Source organism: Pseudarthrobacter sp. 902506025 (genome assembly GCF_040702325.1).
Lineage (GTDB): Bacteria > Actinomycetota > Actinomycetes > Actinomycetales > Micrococcaceae > Arthrobacter.
The window spans coordinates 381,922-403,869 of sequence record NZ_JBFBKW010000002.1; the positions used below are offsets into that span (position 1 = coordinate 381,922).

At 67.1% G+C, this 21,948-nt stretch carries 17 protein-coding genes; 11 read left to right on the top strand and 6 right to left on the bottom strand.

Annotation, left to right across the window (positions count from 1 at the left end; genetic code table 11):
* Both aceB and AB0280_RS05675 read right to left on the bottom strand, forming a co-directional pair.
* A complete protein-coding gene (gene aceB / locus AB0280_RS05670) occupies window positions 1-1,599 on the bottom strand; it encodes a malate synthase A (protein ID WP_224027061.1) in 1,599 nt (532 codons plus the stop codon).
* Window positions 1,600-1,633: 34 nt separating this feature from the next.
* Complete coding sequence (locus tag AB0280_RS05675; RefSeq protein ID WP_224027060.1) at window positions 1,634-3,079, bottom strand: NAD-dependent malic enzyme; 1,446 nt, start codon at window positions 3,077-3,079, stop codon at window positions 1,634-1,636.
* A 221-nt stretch (window positions 3,080-3,300) separates the two neighbouring features.
* On the opposite strand from AB0280_RS05675, the gene AB0280_RS05680 reads away from it, so the two are divergent.
* Entirely contained in the window at window positions 3,301-4,056 is a 756-nt protein-coding gene (locus AB0280_RS05680) for an IclR family transcriptional regulator (RefSeq protein ID WP_224027059.1), read from the top strand.
* A gap of 76 nt (window positions 4,057-4,132) precedes the next feature.
* Here the strand turns inward: AB0280_RS05680 and AB0280_RS05685 are convergent, their stop codons facing one another.
* On the bottom strand, window positions 4,133-5,638 hold the full coding sequence (locus AB0280_RS05685; protein WP_366366395.1) for a nucleobase:cation symporter-2 family protein: 1,506 nt from the start codon (window positions 5,636-5,638) through the stop codon (window positions 4,133-4,135).
* A gap of 148 nt (window positions 5,639-5,786) precedes the next feature.
* Window positions 5,787-6,695 (bottom strand): factor-independent urate hydroxylase, encoded by a 909-nt coding sequence (pucL, locus tag AB0280_RS05690; RefSeq protein WP_224027057.1) that lies wholly within the window; start codon window positions 6,693-6,695, stop codon window positions 5,787-5,789.
* A gap of 348 nt (window positions 6,696-7,043) precedes the next feature.
* Between pucL and AB0280_RS05695 the strand changes: the two genes are divergently transcribed.
* Window positions 7,044-7,244: a hypothetical protein gene (locus AB0280_RS05695; protein ID WP_159630642.1), complete on the top strand. Its 201-nt coding sequence runs from the start codon at window positions 7,044-7,046 to the stop codon at window positions 7,242-7,244.
* A 130-nt stretch (window positions 7,245-7,374) separates the two neighbouring features.
* Window positions 7,375-8,382, top strand: coding sequence for a glycoside hydrolase family 16 protein (locus tag AB0280_RS05700; protein WP_307491667.1), 1,008 nt, complete (start codon window positions 7,375-7,377; stop codon window positions 8,380-8,382).
* A gap of 60 nt (window positions 8,383-8,442) precedes the next feature.
* Here the strand turns inward: AB0280_RS05700 and ligD are convergent, their stop codons facing one another.
* Window positions 8,443-9,687 (bottom strand): non-homologous end-joining DNA ligase, encoded by a 1,245-nt coding sequence (gene ligD, locus AB0280_RS05705; protein WP_307491669.1) that lies wholly within the window; start codon window positions 9,685-9,687, stop codon window positions 8,443-8,445.
* Between the two features lie 39 nt (window positions 9,688-9,726).
* The gene (locus AB0280_RS05710; RefSeq protein ID WP_307491671.1) at window positions 9,727-11,103 is read right to left on the bottom strand and encodes an 8-oxoguanine deaminase; all 1,377 of its coding nucleotides are present in this window, start codon (window positions 11,101-11,103) and stop codon (window positions 9,727-9,729) included.
* Between the two features lie 405 nt (window positions 11,104-11,508).
* On the opposite strand from AB0280_RS05710, the gene AB0280_RS05715 reads away from it, so the two are divergent.
* From AB0280_RS05715 to AB0280_RS05750, 8 genes are all read left to right on the top strand, one after another.
* Window positions 11,509-12,003 carry a nucleoside deaminase gene (locus AB0280_RS05715; protein WP_275182243.1) on the top strand — a complete coding sequence of 165 codons (495 nt, stop codon included), beginning with the start codon at window positions 11,509-11,511 and terminating at the stop codon, window positions 12,001-12,003.
* Between the two features lie 15 nt (window positions 12,004-12,018).
* Window positions 12,019-13,584, top strand: coding sequence for an NCS2 family permease (locus AB0280_RS05720; protein ID WP_275182250.1), 1,566 nt, complete (start codon window positions 12,019-12,021; stop codon window positions 13,582-13,584).
* Window positions 13,585-13,681: 97 nt separating this feature from the next.
* Entirely contained in the window at window positions 13,682-14,905 is a 1,224-nt protein-coding gene (locus AB0280_RS05725; RefSeq protein ID WP_307491675.1) for an XdhC family protein, read from the top strand.
* Entirely contained in the window at window positions 14,896-15,831 is a 936-nt protein-coding gene (locus AB0280_RS05730; RefSeq protein ID WP_307491677.1) for an FAD binding domain-containing protein, read from the top strand. The genes AB0280_RS05725 and AB0280_RS05730 overlap by 10 nt, the downstream gene beginning before the upstream one ends.
* 2 nt (window positions 15,832-15,833) lie before the next feature.
* Window positions 15,834-18,668, top strand: coding sequence for a molybdopterin-dependent oxidoreductase (locus AB0280_RS05735; RefSeq protein WP_307491679.1), 2,835 nt, complete (start codon window positions 15,834-15,836; stop codon window positions 18,666-18,668).
* Window positions 18,669-18,758: 90 nt separating this feature from the next.
* A complete protein-coding gene (locus AB0280_RS05740; protein ID WP_366366398.1) occupies window positions 18,759-19,739 on the top strand; it encodes an aldo/keto reductase in 981 nt (326 codons plus the stop codon).
* A 23-nt stretch (window positions 19,740-19,762) separates the two neighbouring features.
* Entirely contained in the window at window positions 19,763-20,416 is a 654-nt protein-coding gene (locus tag AB0280_RS05745; RefSeq protein WP_366366400.1) for a uracil-DNA glycosylase, read from the top strand.
* Between the two features lie 54 nt (window positions 20,417-20,470).
* Window positions 20,471-21,946, top strand: coding sequence for an HNH endonuclease signature motif containing protein (locus tag AB0280_RS05750; protein ID WP_366366401.1), 1,476 nt, complete (start codon window positions 20,471-20,473; stop codon window positions 21,944-21,946).
* Window positions 21,947-21,948 lie beyond the last annotated feature (2 nt).

A 21,948-nucleotide genomic window follows, 5' to 3' on the forward strand; every position in this document is an offset into this window, starting at 1 on the left:
TCAGCCCACCAGCTCGTAGGCGGGCGTGGTGAGGAAGTCGGTGTAATCATCCGACAGGCAGATGTCTGCGATCAGTTCGCTGGCCGGCTGGTAGTAGCGGCGGAACGCCTCGTCCCCGAATTCGGTGCGCAGCCGCTCGGTTTCCTCCGCCAGGATCTTTTCCACCAGCTCCCTGGTGACCGTGTTGCCGGTGTCCGCGAGGATGGACTTGTTGCGGATTTGCTGCCACACCTGCGAGCGGGAAATCTCGGCCGTGGCGGCGTCCTCCATGAGGTTGTGGATGGCCACGGCGCCGTTCCCGGACAGCCACACGGCCGTGTAGGCAACGGCCACGTAGAGGTTCAGGCGCAGGCCGGCCTCGGTGACCTGGCCGCCGGCGGACTGGACGTCCAGCAGCTGCTCCGCGGTGACCGACACCTCGGGCCGCTGCTTGTCCACCTGGTTGGGCTTGTCGCCGAGCACGGAGTCGAAGACTTCGCGGCAGGTGGGCACCAGGTCCGGGTGGGCAACCCAGGAGCCGTCAAACCCGTCATTGGCCTCGCGGGTCTTGTCCGCGCGGACCTTCTCGAAGGCGGCCTCCGTGACTTCGGGGTGGCGCCGGTTGGGGATGACCGCGGCCATGCCGCCCATGGCGAAGGCGCCGCGCCGGTGGCAGGTCTTGACCAGGAGTTCGGTATAGGCGCGCATGAACGGGGCGGTCATCGCCACGGACGCGCGGTCCGGCAGGACGAATTCCTCGCCGGCGTCCCGGAAGTACTTGATGATGCTGAACAGGTAGTCCCAGCGCCCGGCATTGAGGCCGGAGGCGTGGTCCCGCAGTTCATAGAGGATCTCGTCCATCTCGAACGCCGCCGGGATGGTCTCGATCAGCACCGTGGCGCGGATGGTGCCCTGGTGCAGTCCGAGGAAGTCCTGGGCGAAAACGAACACGTCGTTCCACAGCCGCGCTTCGAGGTGGCTTTCCATCTTCGGCAGGTAGTAGTACGGGCCCTGCCCGTTGAGGACCAGTTGTTTGGCGATGTGGAAGAAGTGCAGGCCGAAGTCCACCAATGCGCCCACGGCGGGTTCGCCGTTGACCAGGAGGTGCTTCTCCTGCATGTGCCAGCCGCGCGGGCGGGCCACCACGACGGCGAGCGGCGCGTCGGTGCGGAGCCGGTATTCCTTGCCTTCCTCCGAGGTGTAGCTGAGCGTGCCCTGGGCGGCGTCGCGGAGGTTCAGGATGGCGTCGATGACGTTGGCCCAGGTGGGCGTGCTGGCGTCCTCGAGGTCCGCCAGCCACACCTTGGCGCCGGAGTTCAGGGCATTGATGGCCATCTTCGCCGGCGAGGCGGGTCCGGTCATCTCCACCCGGCGGTCCTGCAAAGCTGCCGGTGCGGGCGCAACCTTCCAGTCGCCGTCGCGCACGTCCTGGGTCTCCGGCAGGAAGTCCAGCTTGCCCGTTTCCGCCACGCGCTGCCGCTTGACGGCGCGGGCTGCCAGGAGCTCGTTGCGGGTGCCGGCGAACCGGTTGTGGAGCTCCTCAACGAAGGCCAGCGCCTTGGGCGTGAGGATCTCCTCTGCGCGGTTGATCGGACGGGGATCGGTGACGGTGATGGCCATTTCTGGTCCTTTCCTTTGGCTGGAAGTCGGGCGGTCAGGCGGAGGCCAGTGCAGGCTCCGCGGCGGAATCGGCCGGTTCGGCAGCCGTTGCCACATTTGAGGCGTGTGCCGCGGCGGCCACTGCTGCCGCGACGTCGGCGGTCACGTGCGGATCGAAGATGCTGGGGATGATGTAGCTCGCATTGAGCTCATTATCATTCACCCGGTTGGCGATTGCCTCGGCAGCGGCCACCAGCATGTCCGGGGTGATGTCGCTCGCCCCCACGTCAAGGAGCCCGCGGAACAGGCCGGGGAAGGCCAGGACGTTGTTGATCTGGTTGGGGAAGTCGCTCCGGCCCGTGGCCACCACGGCGGCGTGCCGGGAGGCGATGGCCGGATCCACCTCCGGAGTGGGGTTGGCCATGGCGAACACAATGGCGTCGTTCGCCATGGACGCGATGTGCTCTTCTTCCAGGATGTTCGGGGCGGAGACGCCGATGAAGACATCAGCGCCCACCAGGGCCTCGTGCAGGCTGCCGGAGAAGCCTTCCTGGTTGGTGTTTTCCGCAATCCAGGTGCGGTGCGGATCGTTGTACGCCTCACCCTTGTGGATGGCACCGGAGCGGCCCGCGGCCACGATGTGCCGGGCACCCTGGGCCTTCAGCAGCTGGATGATGGCAGAGCCGGCGGCACCCACCCCGGACACCACGATCTTGACGTCCGCGATCTTCTTGTCCACCACGCGCAGGGCGTTGACCAGGGCGGCGAGGGTCACGATTGCCGTGCCGTGCTGGTCGTCGTGGAACACCGGGATGTCCAGTTCCTCGCGCAGGCGGGCCTCGATCTCGAAGCAGCGGGGCGCGGCGATGTCCTCCAGGTTTACGCCGCCGAAGACCGGTGCCAGGAGCTTGACGGTGCGGATGATTTCCTCCGTGTCCTGGGTGTCCAGGCAGACGGGCCAGGCGTCGACGTTGGCGAACTGCTTGAACAGGGCGGCTTTGCCCTCCATGACCGGAAGGGCCGCGGCGGGGCCGATGTTGCCCAGGCCCAGCACCGCCGATCCGTCGGTGACCACGGCCACCGTGTTGCGCTTGACGGTCAGGTTCCGCGCGGCTGCGGGGTCCTCGGCGATGGCCAGGCAGACGCGGGCGACGCCGGGGGTGTAGGCCCGGGAGAGGTCGTCACGGTTGCGCAGGGGGACCTTGGGGACCACCTCGAGCTTGCCGCCCAGGTGCATCAGGAAGGTGCGGTCCGAGACGTGCTGGACCGTGACGCCGTCGAGCGCGTTGAGGGCGTCCTTGACGCGGGCGGCGTGCGCGTCATCGGTGGTATTGCAGGTGACGTCAACCACCAGGGTCTCGTGGTGGGACTCGGTGACGTCAAGGGCGGTGATCGCGGCGCCGGCAGCTCCCACGGCTGCGGCGAGCTCGCTGGTGGCGCTGAAGCTTGACGGTGCTTCCACGCGCAGGGTGATCGAATTTCCGGGGCTGGGGTTCGCCATTGAATGTCCTCCTGATTGGGCCGGGTCCGGCTTCTGCTCTGATCCGAATGTTTTCGTATTATGGATATTATTATCTACTTTATGGAAACACAACCCCTCCGAATGCGACTGTACGCCCGCATCGCCGTGGGGACGGCCGTGCTGTATCTTGGGTGTTCTAAGCAACTCTTTTCACGATGCGGATAAGAGTTGTCGGATTCCGAGCCACAGGAGACAACGGAATGGCAGAAAAAGCGTCCGGTGGGGTGCAGTCGGTGGAGCGCGTCTTCGAACTGCTGGAGCTCATCACTGATGCCGGGGGCGACGTCACCCTCAGCGAGCTCTCGTCCTCAACCGACCTGCCGCTGCCCACCATCCACCGCCTGCTCCGCACCCTGGTGTCGCTGGGCTACATCCGCCAGCTGCCCAACCGGCGCTACGCGCTGGGCCCCCGGCTCATCCGTTTGGGTGAGGGGGCCAACAAGCAGCTCGGTGCGCTGGCGCAGCCCCAGCTGAAGATCCTGGTGGACCGGTTGGGGGAGACCTCCAACATGGCGGTGCTGGATTCCGACATGGTGATCTACGTGGCGCAGGTGCCTTCGCTGCACTCCATGCGCATGTTCACCGAAGTTGGCCGGCGCGCCCACACCCACGCCACCGGCGTCGGGAAGGCCATCCTGGCCCAGCTCGACGACGACACCGTCCGGGGCATCGTTGCCCGCGCCGGGATGCCCACGCCCACCCCCAAGAGCATCGGCGACGTGGAGGAACTCCTGGCCGACCTCAAGCTCATCCGCGAGCGGGGCTATTCGATCGACGAGGAGGAGCAGGAGCTCGGCGTCCGCTGCTTCGCCATGGCAGTGCCCAACGCCCCCACACCCACCGCGATCTCGGTCTCCGGCCCGGTGTCCCGGGTGGATGAAAACTTCGCCGACAAGGCCGTGCCGATCCTCCGGGAAGCGGCCGAGGCAATCTCCCGCGAGCTCAACCGCACCTGACGCGTCACAACAGCGGACGACGGCGGCCCGCACCTTCGCTGGAAGGTGCGGGCCGCCGTCGTTCGCGGTGTCCTTGCTAATGTTCTGGCGCCTTTTCGGCTGACTGGACGGGGACTTCCTTGCCGTCGCAGTCGATCAGCTTGCCGTTCTCGAACCGGTCACCTTCTGCCAGGCAGTGGAGGTCCTCGGCGCGCACCAGCCGTTCGGTGCCGGCCACGAAGACGGACTGGTTGTCCGAATTGCCGGCCCGGAGGTGGTTGAACAGCAGGTTAAGCAGGATGGCCATCACGGCGGCGGAGCTGATGCCGGAGTGGAAGATGGTGCCGAACCACGTGGGGAACTGGTCGTAGAAGGTCGGGGCGGCGATGGGGATCATCCCGAAGCCGATGGAGGCCGCCACCACGATCAGGTTCATGTTGTTCTTGTAGTCCACCTTGGACAGGGTCCGGATGCCGCTCGCCGCGACCGTCCCGAAGAGTACGACGCCGGCGCCGCCCAGGACGGGGGTGGGCACCGCTGCGACCACACGGCCCAGGACGGGAAGCAGGCCGAGGACCACCAGGATCACGCCGCCGGCGCTGACCACGAAGCGGCTCTTGACGCCGGTGATGGCCACCAGGCCGACGTTTTGGGCGAAGGCGCTCTGGGTGAAGGAGTTGAAGAGCGGGGAGACGGCGCTGGAGAGCATGTCCGCGCGCAGGCCGTTGCCGATCCGCTTGGAGTCCACCTTGGTGCCCACGATCTCTCCCACTGCAATGATGTCCGCGGAGGTCTCCGTGAGGGTGACCAGGATGACGATCAGCATGGAGATGATGGCGGCGAGTTCGAACGTGGGCGGCCCGAAGGCGAAGGGGGTGGGGAAGGCGACGATTTCGCCCTGGCCCACCTTGGAAAAATCGGCCATGCCGAAAACGACGGCGATCAGCGTGCCGAGGACCATGGCCAGCAGGATCGACAGGCGGGAAATCGCTGCGCTGCCCACCTTGCTCAGGAGCAGGACGATGCCCATGGTGGCTGCGGCCAGGCCGATGTTTGCCACGCTGCCGTAGTTGGGTGCCTTGTTGTTTCCGCCCATGGCCCAGTTGGCTGCGACCGGCATCAGCGTCAGGCCGATGGTGGTGATCACTGTGCCGGTGACGACCGGTGGGAAGAACCGGATGATCTTCGAGAACAGCGGTGTGATCAGCAGCCCGATCAGGGACGCTGCGATGACAGAGCCGAAGACAGCCTGGATTCCGCCGCCGCCGTGGACGATGGCCACCATGGTGGAAACGCCTGCGAAGGACACGCCCTGCACCAGGGGCAGCTGGGAACCGAAGAAGGGGACGCCGACGGTCTGCAGGATGGTGGCCAGGCCGCCAACGAAAAGGCAGGCAGCAATGAGCAGTCCGATGTCCTGGGAATTCATCCCCGCGGCGGCACCGATGATCAGGGGCGGGGCGATGATGCCGCCGTACATGGTGAGGACGTGCTGGAAGCCGTAGGCAAACATGCTTCCGATCGGGAGCCGCTGGTCTTCCGGACGGGCCGGCCGGGCGCCTCGCTGGGCGGCGGAAGGGGCCAGTTTCTTCTTGATGTTCATGGCAGACTTTCTTGGTTCATGGCAGACGTCATCGTCTGGCTAACTGGTGTCTGGCTAACAGGTAAGGCTGTGGGAGGTGCTTCAGGGTTTGGCGGTTGAGCCTGCGGGTCGCGAAAACCCGGCAGGCTCAACCACCTGGTGGAGTGCTTTAGCAGAAGCCGGCGATGCCGGACCAGGCCGCCGGGGCTGCCGCGGCATCGTCGCGCTGGACGGTGGCCTCGATCAGGCCGTACGGACGATCGGCCGCGAAGAAGACCTCGTTGGGGTTGTCCAGGCCGAACGGCGAGAGGTCAACCAGGAAGTGGTGCTTGTTGGGCATGGAGAACTTGATCTCGTCGATTTCGCTGTGCGCCTCAAGCACCTTGGTTCCCATGTCGAACAATGTCTGCTGCAGGGCGTGGGAGTACTTCTCCGTGAAGCCTTCGAGCAGGAGGCCCTTGACGTCGTCGTAGCTCTTGTTGAAGTCCAGCGCGCTGAAATCGGTGCCGGTCTTGAAGCGCCAGCGGGCTGAAACGTCCGTTGCCAGGATGCGGTCGGTGGTCTCGGGGAGGGTGGTGTAGCGGTCCCGGGGGTAGCCGACAAAGCCGGACTGGGTGGACTTGAGGACGGTCAGGTCCTTCAGTCCGGAGATGAGGTGGCTGGTGGCGCCGTCCCGGACCAGGACCGCGGTCCGGACTTCCTGGCCGTTGCGGACGAACGAGTGGTCGTGTTCGCTGCCGTGGGCCTGGATCCGGTCCCAGGCGTAGGACTCGGCTTCCCAGCGTCCGCCGGTGACCCAGTCGAAGCTGGAGGTGAAGTGCTCCCCGAGGCGCAGGAGGAACTCTTCCGGCGAGCCGATGCCTTCGCGGGCAAAGGCGTAGATGGTGTTCTTCTGGGTGTCGGTGGCCACCACGTGGGCGTTGTCGCCCTCCAGGTGGGCCGCTGCAAAGTCGCCGCGCAGCTGCGAGGTGACATTCAGGTCCTCAATCTCGTGGCGGTTCGTGTCGCGGGTGATCTTGACGACCCGCACTTCTGCCTTGCCGTACTGGTTTTCGCCGAGGATGATCTTGCTGCTCATGGTCTTTTCCCAACTTCCGGTAAGTGGAACCTAGGTTCCATCACTGAAATTAAGCGCGCGTTTCATGCGCGTTTCCGATGGAGCCGACCCAACAAAAAAAGAGCCGGCATCCGTTGATGCCAGCTCATTACGACCCTGCCTGCTGCTCCCAGGTTACGTGACCTGCGCCACGAGTTGCATACCAGCGTACCCCTGCAATCCGGTGGTGTACATCACAGACTGAAAATTCCGTTTGTGACCGTCCGGGCGCCGGGAGTGTAGGGCTGACCTCTTGACCGCCTCCCAGTGCCCGCCTATTCTTTTCACATAGCAGAAATCGCTTTCCATAATATGAAAAAGGAGGTTCCGATGTACCAGCAAGACAACCATCCTGTTCCGGCAGCACCGTCCGCAGGGCCCGGTGCGCAGGAGTTCTACCTCCCCCTCGGCGGAGGAGTCGACCCTGATCTGTACGTGCCGGAGGAGCGCCTCCACTCCACCGGGCGCCTGTCCCGGTGGATCCAGTCGCTGCGTACCCCGGCCGTGAAAGCGCGTAAAAGCCGTCCCTAAAGCTGAGTAGCCGCTACTCGGGACTGGCGTGGGAAATTCTTCTAGCCTTGCACGATAGACAGCCGACCGTGGGCTTGGAGGCTTCGTCCTTGGTCTGGCCATCGCCATTACGTGCGAGGGAAGGACAGCGATGCCACAAGCCACAGCCCGCTTACTGCAGGTCCTGTGCTGTGTGCTGGTCGTTGCAGGGCTCTCGGGCAGTGCCATGCTGCAGGCGGGGCAGCCTGATGCCTCACCGCCCGGACAGGAGGCGTCGGTGGCCGGTACCGACCCCGGGCCCGCGCTTTCAGATTCCACCGGTGGCACTGGTGCGGAACAGCCGGCCGCTCCGGGCGGGCCTGACGCGTCCGCTGTCCAGCCGCCGGCGGCGGAGCAGCCCAGCGCGGAAGAACCGGCCAAAGCCCAGGAAGCCCCCGCCGATGGCCCGGTAAGTGAAGCCCTGGTCAAGGGCACCCCCGTTGTGGCCAGCAAGGAGGGCGGTCCGCTCGGCCCTCCGGGAGCGTGGAAGCTGGTGCTCGATGAGGAATTCGACACCCTCAACACCAGTCTTTGGACTCCCTACTGGTTCCGTGACTGCCATCCCGGATCGACAAAGAACGGGGTCAAGACCTGTTCCAGCAATGTCAAAGTGGAGAACGGAAACGCGGTCCTGCAGCTGTCCGACGCAGAATCGGGCGCGCTGCTGTCCACCAATCCCAAGGACGGCGTTCCGGGCCATGTGGGGTTCCAGTACACCACCGGCTACGTTGAGGCCCGGATCTACTTCCCGGGAACCTGCTCGGGCGGTATCTATAACTGGCCGGCCTGGTGGACCACCGGCCAAAAGTTCCCCGCCACCGGCGAGATCGACATTGCAGAACCCCTCGCCGGGACCATGACCACGGTCTATCACTCTGCGGACAGGGATCCCGCAAAATGGTTCATTGGATGCTGGGCGGGCGGCTACCACACCTACGGGGTGCACCGGAAGGCCGGCGTCAACGACGTCTACTTCGATGGGAAGCTTGAGTTTTCCTATCCCACCAGCGACGGCAATGCCCCGCACTACCTACTCCTGAATGTCGGCATCAACCCAGACAAACTGGTCCTGGGCAAAACCGGAGCCATCAAGGTGGACTGGGTGCGGGCCTGGCAGTAGCCCGGAACTTGCCCTCCGGCTGCCAGTACCCCAGTTGCCGGTTCCCCGCGTGCTCGTTCCTCAGTGGCCGGGCCGCCCCGGCCACTGCTTGCCGGCCCAGGGGTCGTAGTCGGCGATGAGCTCCTCCTGCGGCGGCCGCTCGCCGTCGGGGACGTGCTGCAGGTTGACCCGTACCCGGTACCAGAGCGAGCTGGACCCGCGCATCCCGTCGACCAGGATGTCGGCAGGCTGCAGGGAATTCACGACGGCGGCGTGCCGGGACTTCCATTCGTCGAGCGCAGCCAGCGCTTCCGGCTTGGTCCTGGTCCGGGCCACTTCGATGAGCGGCATCAGCGACTGGCGGCGGCCGGAGCCGTTGCCGCTGCGCGGAGCCTTCTCCGCCGGACCCAGTTCCTTCGCCAGGGCCAGCAATCCATCCAACGATCCGGCCGCCCCGTCAATGCCTGCGTGCGGATCGCCGGTTTCTGCAAACCGCTTCAGCATCGTGGGAACAGTGAACTGTCCAGGCCGGGCCGTGCGCATCTCCTCCCACGTCAGCGGCGCTGAAACGCGGGCATCCGGCAGTGGCCTGACTGAGTAGGCGGACGCGACCGTACGGTCCTTGGCATTCTGGTTGAAGTCCACGAAGACGCTCTCGCCGCGCTCCTCCTTCCACCACCGTGCCGTCGCAAGGCCGGGAGCCCGGTTTTCCACTTCCCGTGCCAGGGTTTCGGCAGCCAGCCGGACATCGGAGTAGGACCACTCCGGGGCAATGCGGACCAGGATGTGAAGTCCGCGCGACCCGCTGGTCTTGGGCCATCCCACCAAACCCACGTCATCGAGCACCTCCTGGGCCACGTACGCCGTATCCACGATCTGCGACCAGTCCACGCCCGGCATGGGGTCAAGGTCCACCCGCAGTTCGTCCGGGTGTTCCAGGTCCTCTGCCCGCACGGGATGCGGGTTCAGGTCCAGGCAGCCAAGGTTGATGACCCAGGCCAGGCCGGCGGCATCCCGGATCACGGCTTCCTCGGCCGAGGTCCCGGACGCGTAATGCAGTGTGGCGGTACCAATAAAGGGCGGGTGGTTTTCCGGCACGCGTTTTTGGAAGAACGGCTCGGCGTCAATGCCTTTCGGGAACCGCTTGAGCACCATGGGCCGGCCGCCCGCGCCCCGCAGTGCGCCCTCCGCCACTGCAAGGTAATAGCGCACCAGGTCGAGCTTGGTCAGCCCCGGCTCCGGGAATACCACCTTGTCCGGGCTGGAGATGCGGACTTCGATTCCATCGATGTCGAGAACCTCGGGCGGCGTCTTTGACGGGGTCATGCCGCCACGGTAGCAGCGGCCCGGACCGCTGTCAGCCGTTCACCGGCCGCCGTTGACCAGGCGCCGTGCCGCGGCTGAGTGCTCCGCGATAAGCCCCGGTATGTCCAGCCCCGGGATCTGGCCGTCCACCACCCGCCACTTCCCGCCGACCATCACCCGGTCGGCCCTGTCGGCGGCGCAGAGGAGGAGGGCGGCGACGGGGTCGTGGCTGCCGGAGAAGCGCAGCTCATCCAGGGTGAACAGCGCCAGGTCGGCCTGCATCCCGGGTGCCAGCTGACCCAGTCCCCGCCGGCCCAGCACGGCAGCCGAGCCGCGGGTGGCCCAGCCCAGCGCCCGCTCCACCGGAACGTCGGCCCCGTAGCGCAGCCGCTGCAGGTAGAGCGCCTGGCGTGCTTCCAGGATCATGTTGGAGGCATCGTTCGACGCCGAACCGTCCACGCCGAGCCCCACCGGTACCCCGGCATCCTCCAGTTCCAAGACCCGGGCTGTACCGGAGGCAAGCCTCATGTTGGAGGTGGGGCAATGCGCGACGCCGGTCCCCGCCGCACCGAGGCGGGTGATCTCGGCGTCGCTGAAGTGGATGCCGTGGCCCAGCCAGCTGCGGTCCGTCAGCCAGCCCACGCTGTCCAGGTAGTCCACCGTGCGCAACCCGAACATCTCCCGGCAGAAGTCCTCCTCGTCAAGGGTCTCTGCCAGGTGCGTGTGCAGCCGGACGTCCAGCCGTTCAGCGAGGGCAGCGCTTTCGGCCATGATGTCCTTCGTCACCGAGAACGGGGAGCATGGGGCCAGGGCAACCTGGATCACGGCATCGTCGCCGCGCTCGTGGTACGTGGAAACCAGGCGCTCGCTGTCCGCCAGCACCACCTCCGGATCCTGCACCGTGGACTGTGGCGGCAGGCCGCCGTCGTCGGTTCCAAGGGTCATGGAGCCGCGGGTCAGTGTGGCCCGCATGCCCAGCCGGCGCACTGCTTCCACCTCGATGTCAATGGCATCCTCGAGCCCTGCCGGGAAGAGGTAGTGGTGGTCCGCTGCGGTGGTGCAGCCGGAAAGAAGCAGTTCGGCGAGGGCAGCCGTTGCGGCCAGTTCCAGGTCCTTGGGAGTGAGCCGCGCCCACACTGGATAGAGGTTCTGCAGCCAGGGGAACAGTGGGGCGTTGGCCACCGGGCCCCAGGCGCGGGTGAGGGTCTGGTAGAAGTGGTGGTGCGTGTTGACCAGGCCGGGCAGCAGTACGTGGTTGCCGGCGTCGAACGTTTCGGTGCAGGGCGCGGACGGCTGTTGGCCGGCGGCAAGGACCTCTGTGATAACACCGCCGCTGACCACCACGCCGCCGGAGGCGTCGAGGGAGTTGGCGGTAAACGCGGCCAACGGATTCCTGATCCAGAGCCGGCTGATGGGGGCAGGGGAGGAAATGGTCATGGGCTGTCCTTGTCTGAGCGGAGTGCGGTGCAGTTATATCCAGCTCAGTGAGGCCCTGTCTGCTGATCCAGGTTCCCGTGCCGTCGGGCGGCGCGGGTGCGACCAGAGTAGGGAAACGGCCTGGCCTGCGTCAATGCCTCTGTTTGTGACCGCCGAGACGGACGGGCCGGTGAAGAGCGCGAAACATAGATTTCACATCGCGAAATTAAATTTCCAGAAAACTATGGCGCGGCCCACAAAGCGGTGCTAATCTCGATTCTGCCAAAGGCGGGCGCCCGAACCCGGGAAGCTATCTACCAGGCGCAACTTAACCTTCACAGCACATGCTGAAGCCTGGTAACCGTTCGCACCTGGTTTTACTGGTCCTGCGCGGCAACAGGCTTCCCGGCAAAAGGAAGTCGCATCATGAGTACCACCGTCACGGCCGAACAGTTTTTGGCCCGCTCCATCCGGCTGGCAACGGCCAACGTCCTCAACAGCGGAGGCCCGTTCGGCGCCATGATCGTCACGGCGGACGGCAAGACGTTCGACGGCGTCAACCGCGTCACTGCGGACAACGATCCCACCGCCCACGCTGAAGTCACCGCCATCCGCACCGCCTGCCGCGAGCTGGGCACCTTCGACCTCAGCGGCGCCACCCTCTACACCAGCTGCGAGCCGTGCCCCATGTGCCTGGCCTCCGCACTCTGGGCACGGGTCAGCCGCGTTGTCTACGCGGCGGACCGCCACGACGCCGCCTCGGTCGGCTTCGACGACGCAGTGTTCTACGAATACTTCGACAACCAGGACAGGGATTCCCTGATGCCGGTTTCGAAGCTGGAGCTGGGCGATCCCCAGGCCCCGGCCCCGCTGGAACCGTTCAACACCTGGAACACGCTCGAAACCAGGATTGACTACTAGGGCCCGGTGGCTGACATGACAATCCTGGACAATTCCGCTGAAAAGCAGGCTGCGCTGCTCCCCAACGGGAACAACAGCGCAGAGCCCGCAGCGACACGCGAAACGCAAAAGGCAACCGGACGGACGCGGCTGGGAAGCACCCCGCCGGCGCCGGACTCCCTCCTGGACCGGTTCTTCCACATCACGCAGCGCGGCTCAACCCTTGCCCGCGAATTCCGTGGCGGCCTGGTCACCTTCTTCACCATGGCGTACATCGTCATCCTCAACCCCCTCATCCTGGGTGGGTTCAGCGCGGACAACGCCCCCACCGACGTCGCCGGAGGCTGGCTCTCCGCCGCGCAGGTGGGCGCCGTCACCGGCCTCACCGCCGGCGTCATGACCATCCTCTTCGGCCTCATCGCCAACCTGCCGTTCGGGCTCGCCGCCGGACTGGGCATCAACTCCTTCCTTGCCGTCTCGGTGATCCAGGAAGTCACCTGGCCCGAGGCCATGGGCCTGGTGGTGATCAACGGCATCCTGATCGTCCTCTTCGGAGTCACCGGCGCCCGGACGGCCATTTTCCGGGCCGTGCCCAAGGAACTGAAGGCCGCCATCACGGTCGGCATCGGCCTGTTCATCGCCTTCATCGGCTTCGTGGACTCCGGCTTCGTCCGGCCCACCGCGGGCGGGCCGCCCGTCCAGCTGGGCGACGGCGGCTCCATCACCTCCGTGCCCACGCTGGTGTTCGTCGTCGGCCTCCTTGCCATGGGCATCCTCGTGGCACGCAAGGTCCAGGGCGGACTCCTGATCGGGATCGTCGGCACCACCGTGCTGGCCGCCGTCGTGGAAGCAGTCATGAAACTGGGCCCCGCCAGCGCCACCAACCCCGGCGGCTGGCACCTGAACACCCCGGTCCTGTCCGGCCAGCTGGTGTCCGCCCCGGACCTGGGCCTCGTAGGCCACTTCGACCTCTTCGGCTCCTTCGCCAGGATCGGCGGACTCGCAGCCACCATGCTGGTGTTCACGCTCGTGTTCACCAACTTCTTCGACGCCATGGGCACCATGACCGGCCTGGCCAAGAGCGCCGGCGTCGCCCACAAGGACGGCACCTTCCCGCGGCTGAAGTCCGCCTTCATCGTGGAAGGCTTCGGCGCCGTGGCGGGCGGGGCCACCTCCGGTTCCTCCAATACCGTCTACATCGACTCGGCAGCCGGCATCGGCGAAGGTGCCCGCACCGGCCTGGCGTCGGTGGTCACCGGCGTCCTGTTCCTCGGCTCGATGTTCCTCACCCCGCTCACCAGCGTGGTGCCGCTCGAGGTTGCCGCCGCCGCCCTGGTGGTGGTGGGCGCCATGATGATGGCGCAGATCCGGGAGATCAAGTTCACCAAGTTCACCGTGGCCCTGCCGGCTTTCCTCACCATCGTGACCATGCCGCTGAGCTACTCGATCGCCAACGGCATCGGCGTGGGCTTTGTGAGCTGGGCCGTGATCGGGGCGGCGTCCGGCAAGGCCAAGAAGATCCATCCGCTGATGTGGGTGGTGAGCGCCGGGTTCCTGGTGTACTTCGCCCGCGGGCCGATCAACGCCCTGCTGGGCGGCTAAGTAGTGCCCTCTCCTTCCGGGGGCCGTGCCAGCCCTTGGCCCGGCCCCCGGAAGGACCGACAATTGACACCACCGCTGCGGAAGAAGGAGCGACGCCATGCTTGACCTGATCCCTTCGCTCGGCCTCTGGGTGCCCCGGCTCGCAGCCCGGGAGTTCGCCGTGGCCACCATCGTGGCGGCCTGCGGGTCTGTGCCGCGGCCCGTGGGAACGTCCATGCTGGTCGCCGGTTCCGGTGACGTGCTGGGCAGCTTGTCCGGCGGCTGCGTGGAAGGCGCCGTGGTGGCGCTCGCCCAGGAGGCAATGGACGACGCCGTCCCGCGCCACGGGACCTTTGGCTTCAGTTCCGCAGATGCCTTCGCGGCCGGACTCACCTGCGGGGGCGAACTGGGCATCCAGATCCAGCCCGTACCCGCCGCCGTGCCTGGCGAAATCCCGCACCCGCTTCGGGCCGTCCTGTTGCAGCTCGCCGGCCTGGGTCCGGCCCACGCCGTGGCGCTGGTACGGCTGCTCGGTACTCCAGGAGGTGCCGCCGTCGTCCTCTCCGATCCGGGCGCCTTCCGCCTGGCAGCATCTTCGGAGCTGGCAGCGCTGCTGCACGGGGAACCGGCCCTGCAGGTGGAATCCCTGGTGCGCAGCGGCGGTGCCGGGCTGGTCCGGCTCCTGCAGCCGGGCGAATGCGCCCCCGCCAAGTCCGGCGACGCTCAACCTGCCGCGGAACCCGCCATCCTGGTGGAGTCCAGGCTGGCCCCGCCGCGGATGCTGGTATTCGGCGCCAACGACTTCGGTGCCGCACTGGTCCCCGCAGCTAAGCTGCTGGGCTACCACGTGACCCTCGTTGATGCCCGGCCAGCCTTCGCGTCCCAGCCCCGGTTCGCGGCCGCCGACCAGGTGGTCACCGACTGGCCGCACCGCTACCTGGCAGCGGAAGCGGCGGCAGGCCGGACGGACAGCCGCACCGTGGCCGCCGTCCTCACCCATGACCCCAAGTTCGACCTCCCCCTGCTGGAAACGGCGTTGGCCCTGGACCTCGCCTACGTTGGCGCCATGGGGTCCCGGCGGAGCCACCTCCAACGGGTTGAGCAGCTCCTCAACGCGGGCGTCGCGCCGGAGCGTATCGCCCAGCTCCACTCACCCATCGGCCTTGACCTCGGTGCGGTCACTCCCGCCGAAGTGGCGGTATCCGTCACCGCTGAACTGATCGCCGCCCGCACCCGCGCAGCCAGCTGCCAGCCGCTGCGGGAAACCTCCGGCACCATCCATCACCACCCGGCTGCCCCGGCGCCCACAGACCTTAATACGCAGGAGATCGCATGGACATGAACACCATCGAGGCGGTGGTCCGCACCACCGACCCCGCACAATGGCGCGACGGCGACGCCTGGCTTGCCGGCGGCACGGTCCTTTTCTCCTACGGCAGCTATGCGTTTGGCCCGCAGCCGCTCAAGCGGCTGCTGGACCTCGGCGACGCCGGCTGGACGCCCATCACCGTCAACGAAGACGGGATTGAGCTGGCAGCCACCTGCACCATCGCGCAGCTGTACGCCCTGCCCGGTACCCCGGAGGTGACCGGCCGCACGTGGCCAGGGCTGGACCTGGTCCGTGCGTGCTGCGATTCCTTCGTGGCGTCCTTCAAGGTGTGGAACATGTCCACCGTGGGCGGCAACCTCTGCACCTCGCTGCCCGCAGGCCCCATCATCTCGCTGTGCGCCGGACTGGATGGCGTGGCCACCGTCCTCGCGCCAGGCGGTTCCAGCCGTACCGTCCCCGTGGCGGAGTTCGTCACCGGGGATGCGAAAAACTGCCTGGCACCCGGCGAGCTGCTTCGCAGCGTCCACCTGCCGGCGTCGGCCCTTTCCGCCCGCGTGGCCTTCCGGCGCCTCTCCCTCAGCAACCTCGGCCGGTCCGGGGCGCTGCTCATCGGACGGCTCGACGGCGACGCCTCCCTAACCCTGACGGTCACCGCCGCCACCAAGCGGCCGGTGCAGCTGCGCTTCGACACGCTCCCGGACGCAGAGCGGCTGACCGCCGCGCTGGATGACCACATCCCCGCGGAGCTCTACCACGATGACATCCACGGCCTGCCTGCATGGCGCCGGGACATGACCTCCCGGCTGGCCGAGGAAATCCGCGCAGAACTCGCCGCACCCGCCGGTGCCCACGATGTTCCTGTCTCCGGCGACTTCTGGCCGCCCCGGGCCGGCGACAGGCCGGCCGCAGGGACTACCACACTGCCGAAAGGGGCCTGAGCATGGCCATCGAGATTAACGGAACCCCCGCCGGCGCGGACCCGCGCCCGGGGCAATGCCTGCGGACGTTCCTGCGCGAGCAGGGCAACACCGGCGTGAAGAAGGGGTGCGACGGCGGAGACTGCGGTGCCTGCACCGTGCACGTGGACGGGACGCCGGTCCACAGCTGCATCTACCCGGCAGTACGCGCGGAGGGCCATGCGGTCACCACGATCGAGGGGCTGGCCGCCGCCGCCGGTGGTCCCGAGGGGGAGCTGCACCCGGTGCAGCAGCAGTTCATGGAACGCCAAGGCTTCCAATGCGGCTTCTGCACGGCGGGCATGGTGATGACGGCCGCCACGTTCGACGACGACCAAAAGGAGAACCTGCCCCGGAACCTCAAAGGCAACCTTTGCCGCTGCACCGGCTACCGCGCCATCGCCGACGCGGTCTGCGGGAACGCCGGCCACCCCGATCCCAAGGGACCGGGGTCCGGGATCGCAGGGGAGGGGCAGCCTGACCCGGAGCCGGGCCGTTTGGGCGACGACGTTCCCGCGCCTGCCAGCCGGGCGGTGGTCACCGGGACCGCCCGTTACACCCTGGATCTCCCGGGTGACCAGCAGCGGGCACTGCTGCACCTGAAGATCCTGCGCTCGCCGCACGCACACGCCCGGGTGGTGTCCATCGATACGGAAGCTGCCCTGAAGATTCCGGGGGTGGTGGCGGTCTTCACCCACGAGGACGCGCCGGAGCAGCTGTTCTCCACCGCCCAGCACGAGCTCTTCACCGACGACCCGGACGATACGCGGGTGTTGGACGACGTGGTGCGCTTCATTGGCCAGCGGGTCGCCGCCGTCGTCGCCGAGTCGGTGGGCGCCGCGGAGGCCGGGGTGCGGGCGCTCCAGGTGGAATACCAGGAACTGCCCGCCGTCTTCTCGCCGCAGGAGGCCCTGCGTCCCCGCGCGCCGTTGGTCCACGGGGACAAGGATGCCGCCCGCTCCCGCATCTCGCGGCCGGACGGCAACGTGGTGGCGGAACTGCACTCGGAGTTGGGGAGGGTGGCGGACGGCTTCGCCGCCGCCGATTTTATCCACGAACAGACCTACCAGACCCAGCGGGTGCAGCACGTGGCACTGGAAACCCACGCGGCCATCGCTTCGGTGGACGCCGAAGGGCGGCTCCAGGTCCGCACGTCAAGCCAGGTCCCGTTCCTGGTCCGCCGCACCCTGTGCCGGGTATTCGGTTTGCCGGAAGACAAAGTGCATGTGGTGGCGGGCCGCGTCGGCGGCGGATTTGGCGGCAAGCAGGAGGTCCTTACCGAGGACCTCGTGGCGCTCGCGGCCCTGAAGCTGCAGCGGCCGGTCCAGCTGGAACTGACCCGCACCGAGCAGTTCACCGCCACCACCACCCGGCACCCGTTCACCATCAAGCTGAAGGCCGGGGCCAGCAGGGAAGGGCGGCTGACCGCGCTCGAACTGGACGTCGTGACCAACACCGGCGCCTACGGCAACCACGGCCCCGGCGTCATGTTCCACGGCTGCGGCGAATCCCTGGCTGTGTACAACTGCGCCAACAAGAAAGTGGATGCGCATTCGGTCTACACCAACACCGTGCCGTCCGGTGCGTTCCGCGGGTACGGGCTGAGCCAGATGATCTTCGCCATCGAGTCCGCCATGGACGAGCTCGCCGCCGGAATCGGCATGGACCCTCTGGAGTTCCGCCGGCGCAACATGGTCCGCGAGGGCGACCACATGCTGTCCACCCAGCCGGACCCGGAGGAAGACGTCCACTACGGCAGCTACGGACTGGACCAGTGCCTGGACCTCGTCCGGGATGCCCTGGACCGCGGCAAGGCCAGGTACCGGGACGCAGGCCTGGATGACCTTGGACCCGACTGGATGGTGGGTGAAGGGGCCGCCCTGTCCATGATCGACACCGTGCCCCCGCGCGGCCACTTTGCCCATTCCCGGCTCCGGCTGCTGCCGGACGGGACGTACCAGGCCGACGTCGGGACCGCCGAGTTCGGCAACGGCACCACCACCGTGCACGCCCAGCTGGCGGCTACAGCCCTGTCCACGGAGGCGTCCAGGGTGGCGGTGCGGCAGTCCGACACCGACCTGGTGGAGCACGATACCGGTGCGTTCGGCTCCGCCGGCACCGTGGTGGCCGGCAAAGCGACCCTGGCAGCCGCGGAAGAGCTGGCTGTCCGGATCCGCGCGTTTGCCGCCGGGATCCGGCAGACCCAGGCATCTGCGTGCGTCCTCGACGGTGACGCCGTGGTGGTCGACGGAACTCCCGTGGCACTGGCTGAACTGGCGCAGGCCGCCGCGGATGCCGGCGTCGAACTGGCCGCGGAGGGGCGCTGGGGCGGTACACCGCGCTCGGTCGCCTTCAACGTGCACGGCTTCCGGGTGGCCGTAAACCGCGGCACCGGCGAACTGAAGATCCTGCAAAGCGTGCAGGCAGCGGACGCCGGGGTGGTGGTCAACCCGCGCCAGTGCCGCGGACAGATCGAGGGCGGGATCGCCCAGGCCCTGGGTGCCACGCTGTATGAGGAAGTGGTGGTGGACGACGCCGGAAAGGTCACCACGGACATCCTGCGGCAGTACCACATCCCCACGTTCGCGGACGTGCCGCGCAGCGAGGTGTACTTCGCGGACACGAACGACAAGATGGGGCCGCTTGGCGCGAAATCCATGAGCGAAAGCCCCTTCAATCCCGTGGCTCCGGCGCTTGCCAACGCCATCCGGAACGCGACGGGAGTGCGGTTCACATCCCTGCCGATCGCTCGTGACCGGATCTACCTGGGGCTCAAGGAAGCGGGACTGGTGCCCGGGCTGGAACAGGTTCCTGCATAGGACCACGCCGGGGGCCACATGCGGCTCCCGGGGTCTGCCCCGGGCGGGGCGGATCTGACCCCGGCTTGCATCGTTGCATATAGTCGGGGGATGGAACAGCGGATTTTAGGCAAGACCGGACGGAATGTGTCCATTGTGGGGCTCGGCACCTGGCAGCTCGGCGCGGACTGGGGCAACGTGGACCCGGCGCAGGCACAGGCGATCCTCGCGGCTTCCATGGAAGCGGGAGTCACCTTCTTTGACACCGCCGACGTCTACGGTGATGGACGCAGCGAGCAGGCCATCGGGAAGTTCCTGAAGGAGAACCCGGGCCTCGGCATTACCGTGGCCACCAAGATGGGCCGCCGGATGGAACAACAGCCCGAAAACTACACCCTGGCCAACTTCCGCCAGTGGGTGGACCGTTCCAGGAAGAACCTGGGGACGGACACGCTGGACCTGGTCCAGCTGCACTGCCCGCCCACTCCCGTCTACAGCAACAACGAGGTCTACGACGCACTGGACACCCTGGTGTCCGAGGGCGCCATCCGCAACTACGGCGTCTCCGTGGAACGCACGGACGAGGCCCTGGAAGCGATCCGCCACGAGGGAACCGCTTCCGTCCAGATCATCCTGAACGCCTTCCGGCTCAAGCCCCTGGACGACGTCCTGCCGGCCGCCAAAGCCGCAGGCGTGGGCATCATTGCCCGTGTTCCGCTGGCATCGGGCCTGCTGTCCGGCAAATACTCCAAGGACACCACGTTCGCGGAGAACGACCACCGGAACTACAACCGCAAGGGCGAGGCCTTCGACGTCGGGGAAACCTTCTCCGGCGTGGACTACGAGCTGGGCCTGAAAGCTGTGAAGGAGTTCGAGCAGCTGGTGCCTTCCGGTGCCACCACGGCCCAGGCCGCCATCGCCTGGATCGCGGCCCAGGACGGTGTCACCACCGTGATTCCGGGCGCCCGCAACGTGGAGCAGGCCCGTGCCAACGCGGCCGCGGCTGGCGTCAGCATCGGCAAAGAGTTCGACGACGGCGTCCGCTGGATCTACGACCACTACTTCCGCGAGGCCATCCACCCGCGCTGGTAACTACAACGACCAAGGTGGCTGGAGTGGAGCCTGCTTCCGGCATCGCGGCATTCGTTGAGCAGCTTGCAGTGGTCGACACGGGCGCTGCGGCCAACAATTTCTTCAACCACGCAGTTCCGGAGAATGCGCTCCGCCGGCACAACCTGGAGCTCTACCTGCAGGAGATGCTGGAACGCCGGCCCAAGGTACTGCTGGTGGGGGAGGCGCCGGGCTTCAGGGGCATGCGTATCACCGGGGTGCCCTTCACCAACAGGGTCATCCTCGGAGGGGCCGCCAACAGCTTTGGGCTTTTCGGCCCTGGCAAGGGCTACGTGCTGCCGTCCGAAGCTGCGGGAGTTGCCGCGGAGCCCACCGCCACCGTGCTCTGGCAGGTCCTGGAAGAAGTGGGGTTCCTTCCACTGCTGTGGAGTGCCTTTCCCTGGCACCCGCACCAACCGGGAAATCCCTTGTCCAACCGCACGCCCCGGCCCTCCGAGACCAAGCTCGGCACGCCTTTCTGGCAGGAGCTCGCGGAACTGTTCGGCATCAGTACCATCGTGGCCGTAGGCAACGTGGCCCAGCACAGCCTGCAACGCAGCGGCCTGGACGTACCGAAGGTCCGGCATCCCGCCCACGGTGGCAGGTCCGGTTTCAAACAGGGGCTGGAGCAATTGCTGGAGCGTGGGATGCCGGCCTGAGCTGACTCTCCGCGGCCGGTCTTGAATGTCGTACCCCTTTGTCATGATGGGTTTATGGGGAAGGCGGCGGTGGTGAGGGCGTTCGGGGAGATCCGTGCTGCCCTTGCTGTGCTGAATGCTGAGGTGGATGGGGCCGGTTCGGTGCCTTTTTCTGTGGCTGACCCGTTGGCTGGTTTAGCGGATGGTTGCCTGGAGATTCTGGCCGGGGCCCGTGAGGTTGAGGCCGGGATCGCAGGGTTGAAGGCCAAGGCTGCCGTTGGGTATATGGAGAGCGCCGCTGCTGTTGCGGGGCCGGATGTTCCGGTGCGGGCGCAGGAGATCGCGGTCGCGGCGGAGATCGGGTGTGTGCTGGCTCTGGGTCCGCGGGCGGCGTCGTCGTTCCTGGTCACCTCGCACGCTGTGACGGCGACGTTGCCGCGGACGTTGGAGGCGTTGCAGGCCGGGGCGATCTCCTGGAGCCACGCGGTGGTGATGGCGGACGAGACAGCGTGCCTTGATCCTGATGGGGCTGCGGCGTTGGAAGCGCATTTCCTTGACCCGGACGCCCCGGACCCGGCGAGGGGGTGCCCTGTGGGTGGGTTGCCGGCGCACCGGTTCAAGGCCAAAGCCCGGACCTGGCGGGAACGCCACCAGGCCGGGTCCATCGAAAAACGCCACGCCAAAGGCGTGGCTGAGCGGCGGGTGGAGTTCCGGCCGGACCAGGACGGGATGGCCTGGCTCTCCGCGTACCTGCCCGCGGACCAGGCCCTGGCCGGGTGGAACCGGCTCACCGCCGCCGCCCGGGGCATGCAAGGACCCGACGAGCCCCGCAGCATGCCCCAACTCCGTGCGGATACCTTCGCCGATGCGATCCTCACCAACGGCACCAGCACCGGAACCGGCAACGAAGCCGGAACCGACCAGCCGTCGTCGGGTATCCGGGCGCAGGTGCTGGTCACGGTCCCGGTCCACTCCCTGCTGGGCCTGACCGACGAACCGGCGATGCTGGACGGGTACGGCCCCATCCCGCCGTCAATGGCCAGGGCACTCGTCGCTGGCGGTGCGGGCTCGTTCTACCGGGTCCTGGTGGACCCGCGGGATGGGGCACCGTTGGAAATCGGCCGGACAAGCTACCGGGTCACCGGCGCGATGCGGGCGTGGCTGCGGATGCGGGACGGCAAATGCCCGTTCCCGGGCTGCAGCAACAACTCCCTGGACAACGACGCCGACCACATCCTCGCCTGGGCCAACGGCGGCCCCACCGGAATCAGCAACCTGGGACAGCCCTGCCCAAAACACCACAAACTCCGCCACACCACCGCCTGGAAACCCACCCCCGCCACCAAGAACGAACCACCCGGCTGGACCTCACCCACCGGCCGCCACTACCAAAGCGAACACCAAGACTGGGAACCACCACGCTGGCCGGATCGAAAGTGGCCGGATCGAAAGTGGCCGGATCGAAAGTGGCCGGGCAGCATCGACCTCGTTCGCCATGGCGCGTCCCCCTGGGAGGATGCCCTCGAGCGGTTCCTGCGGGCTCACGCCTGACG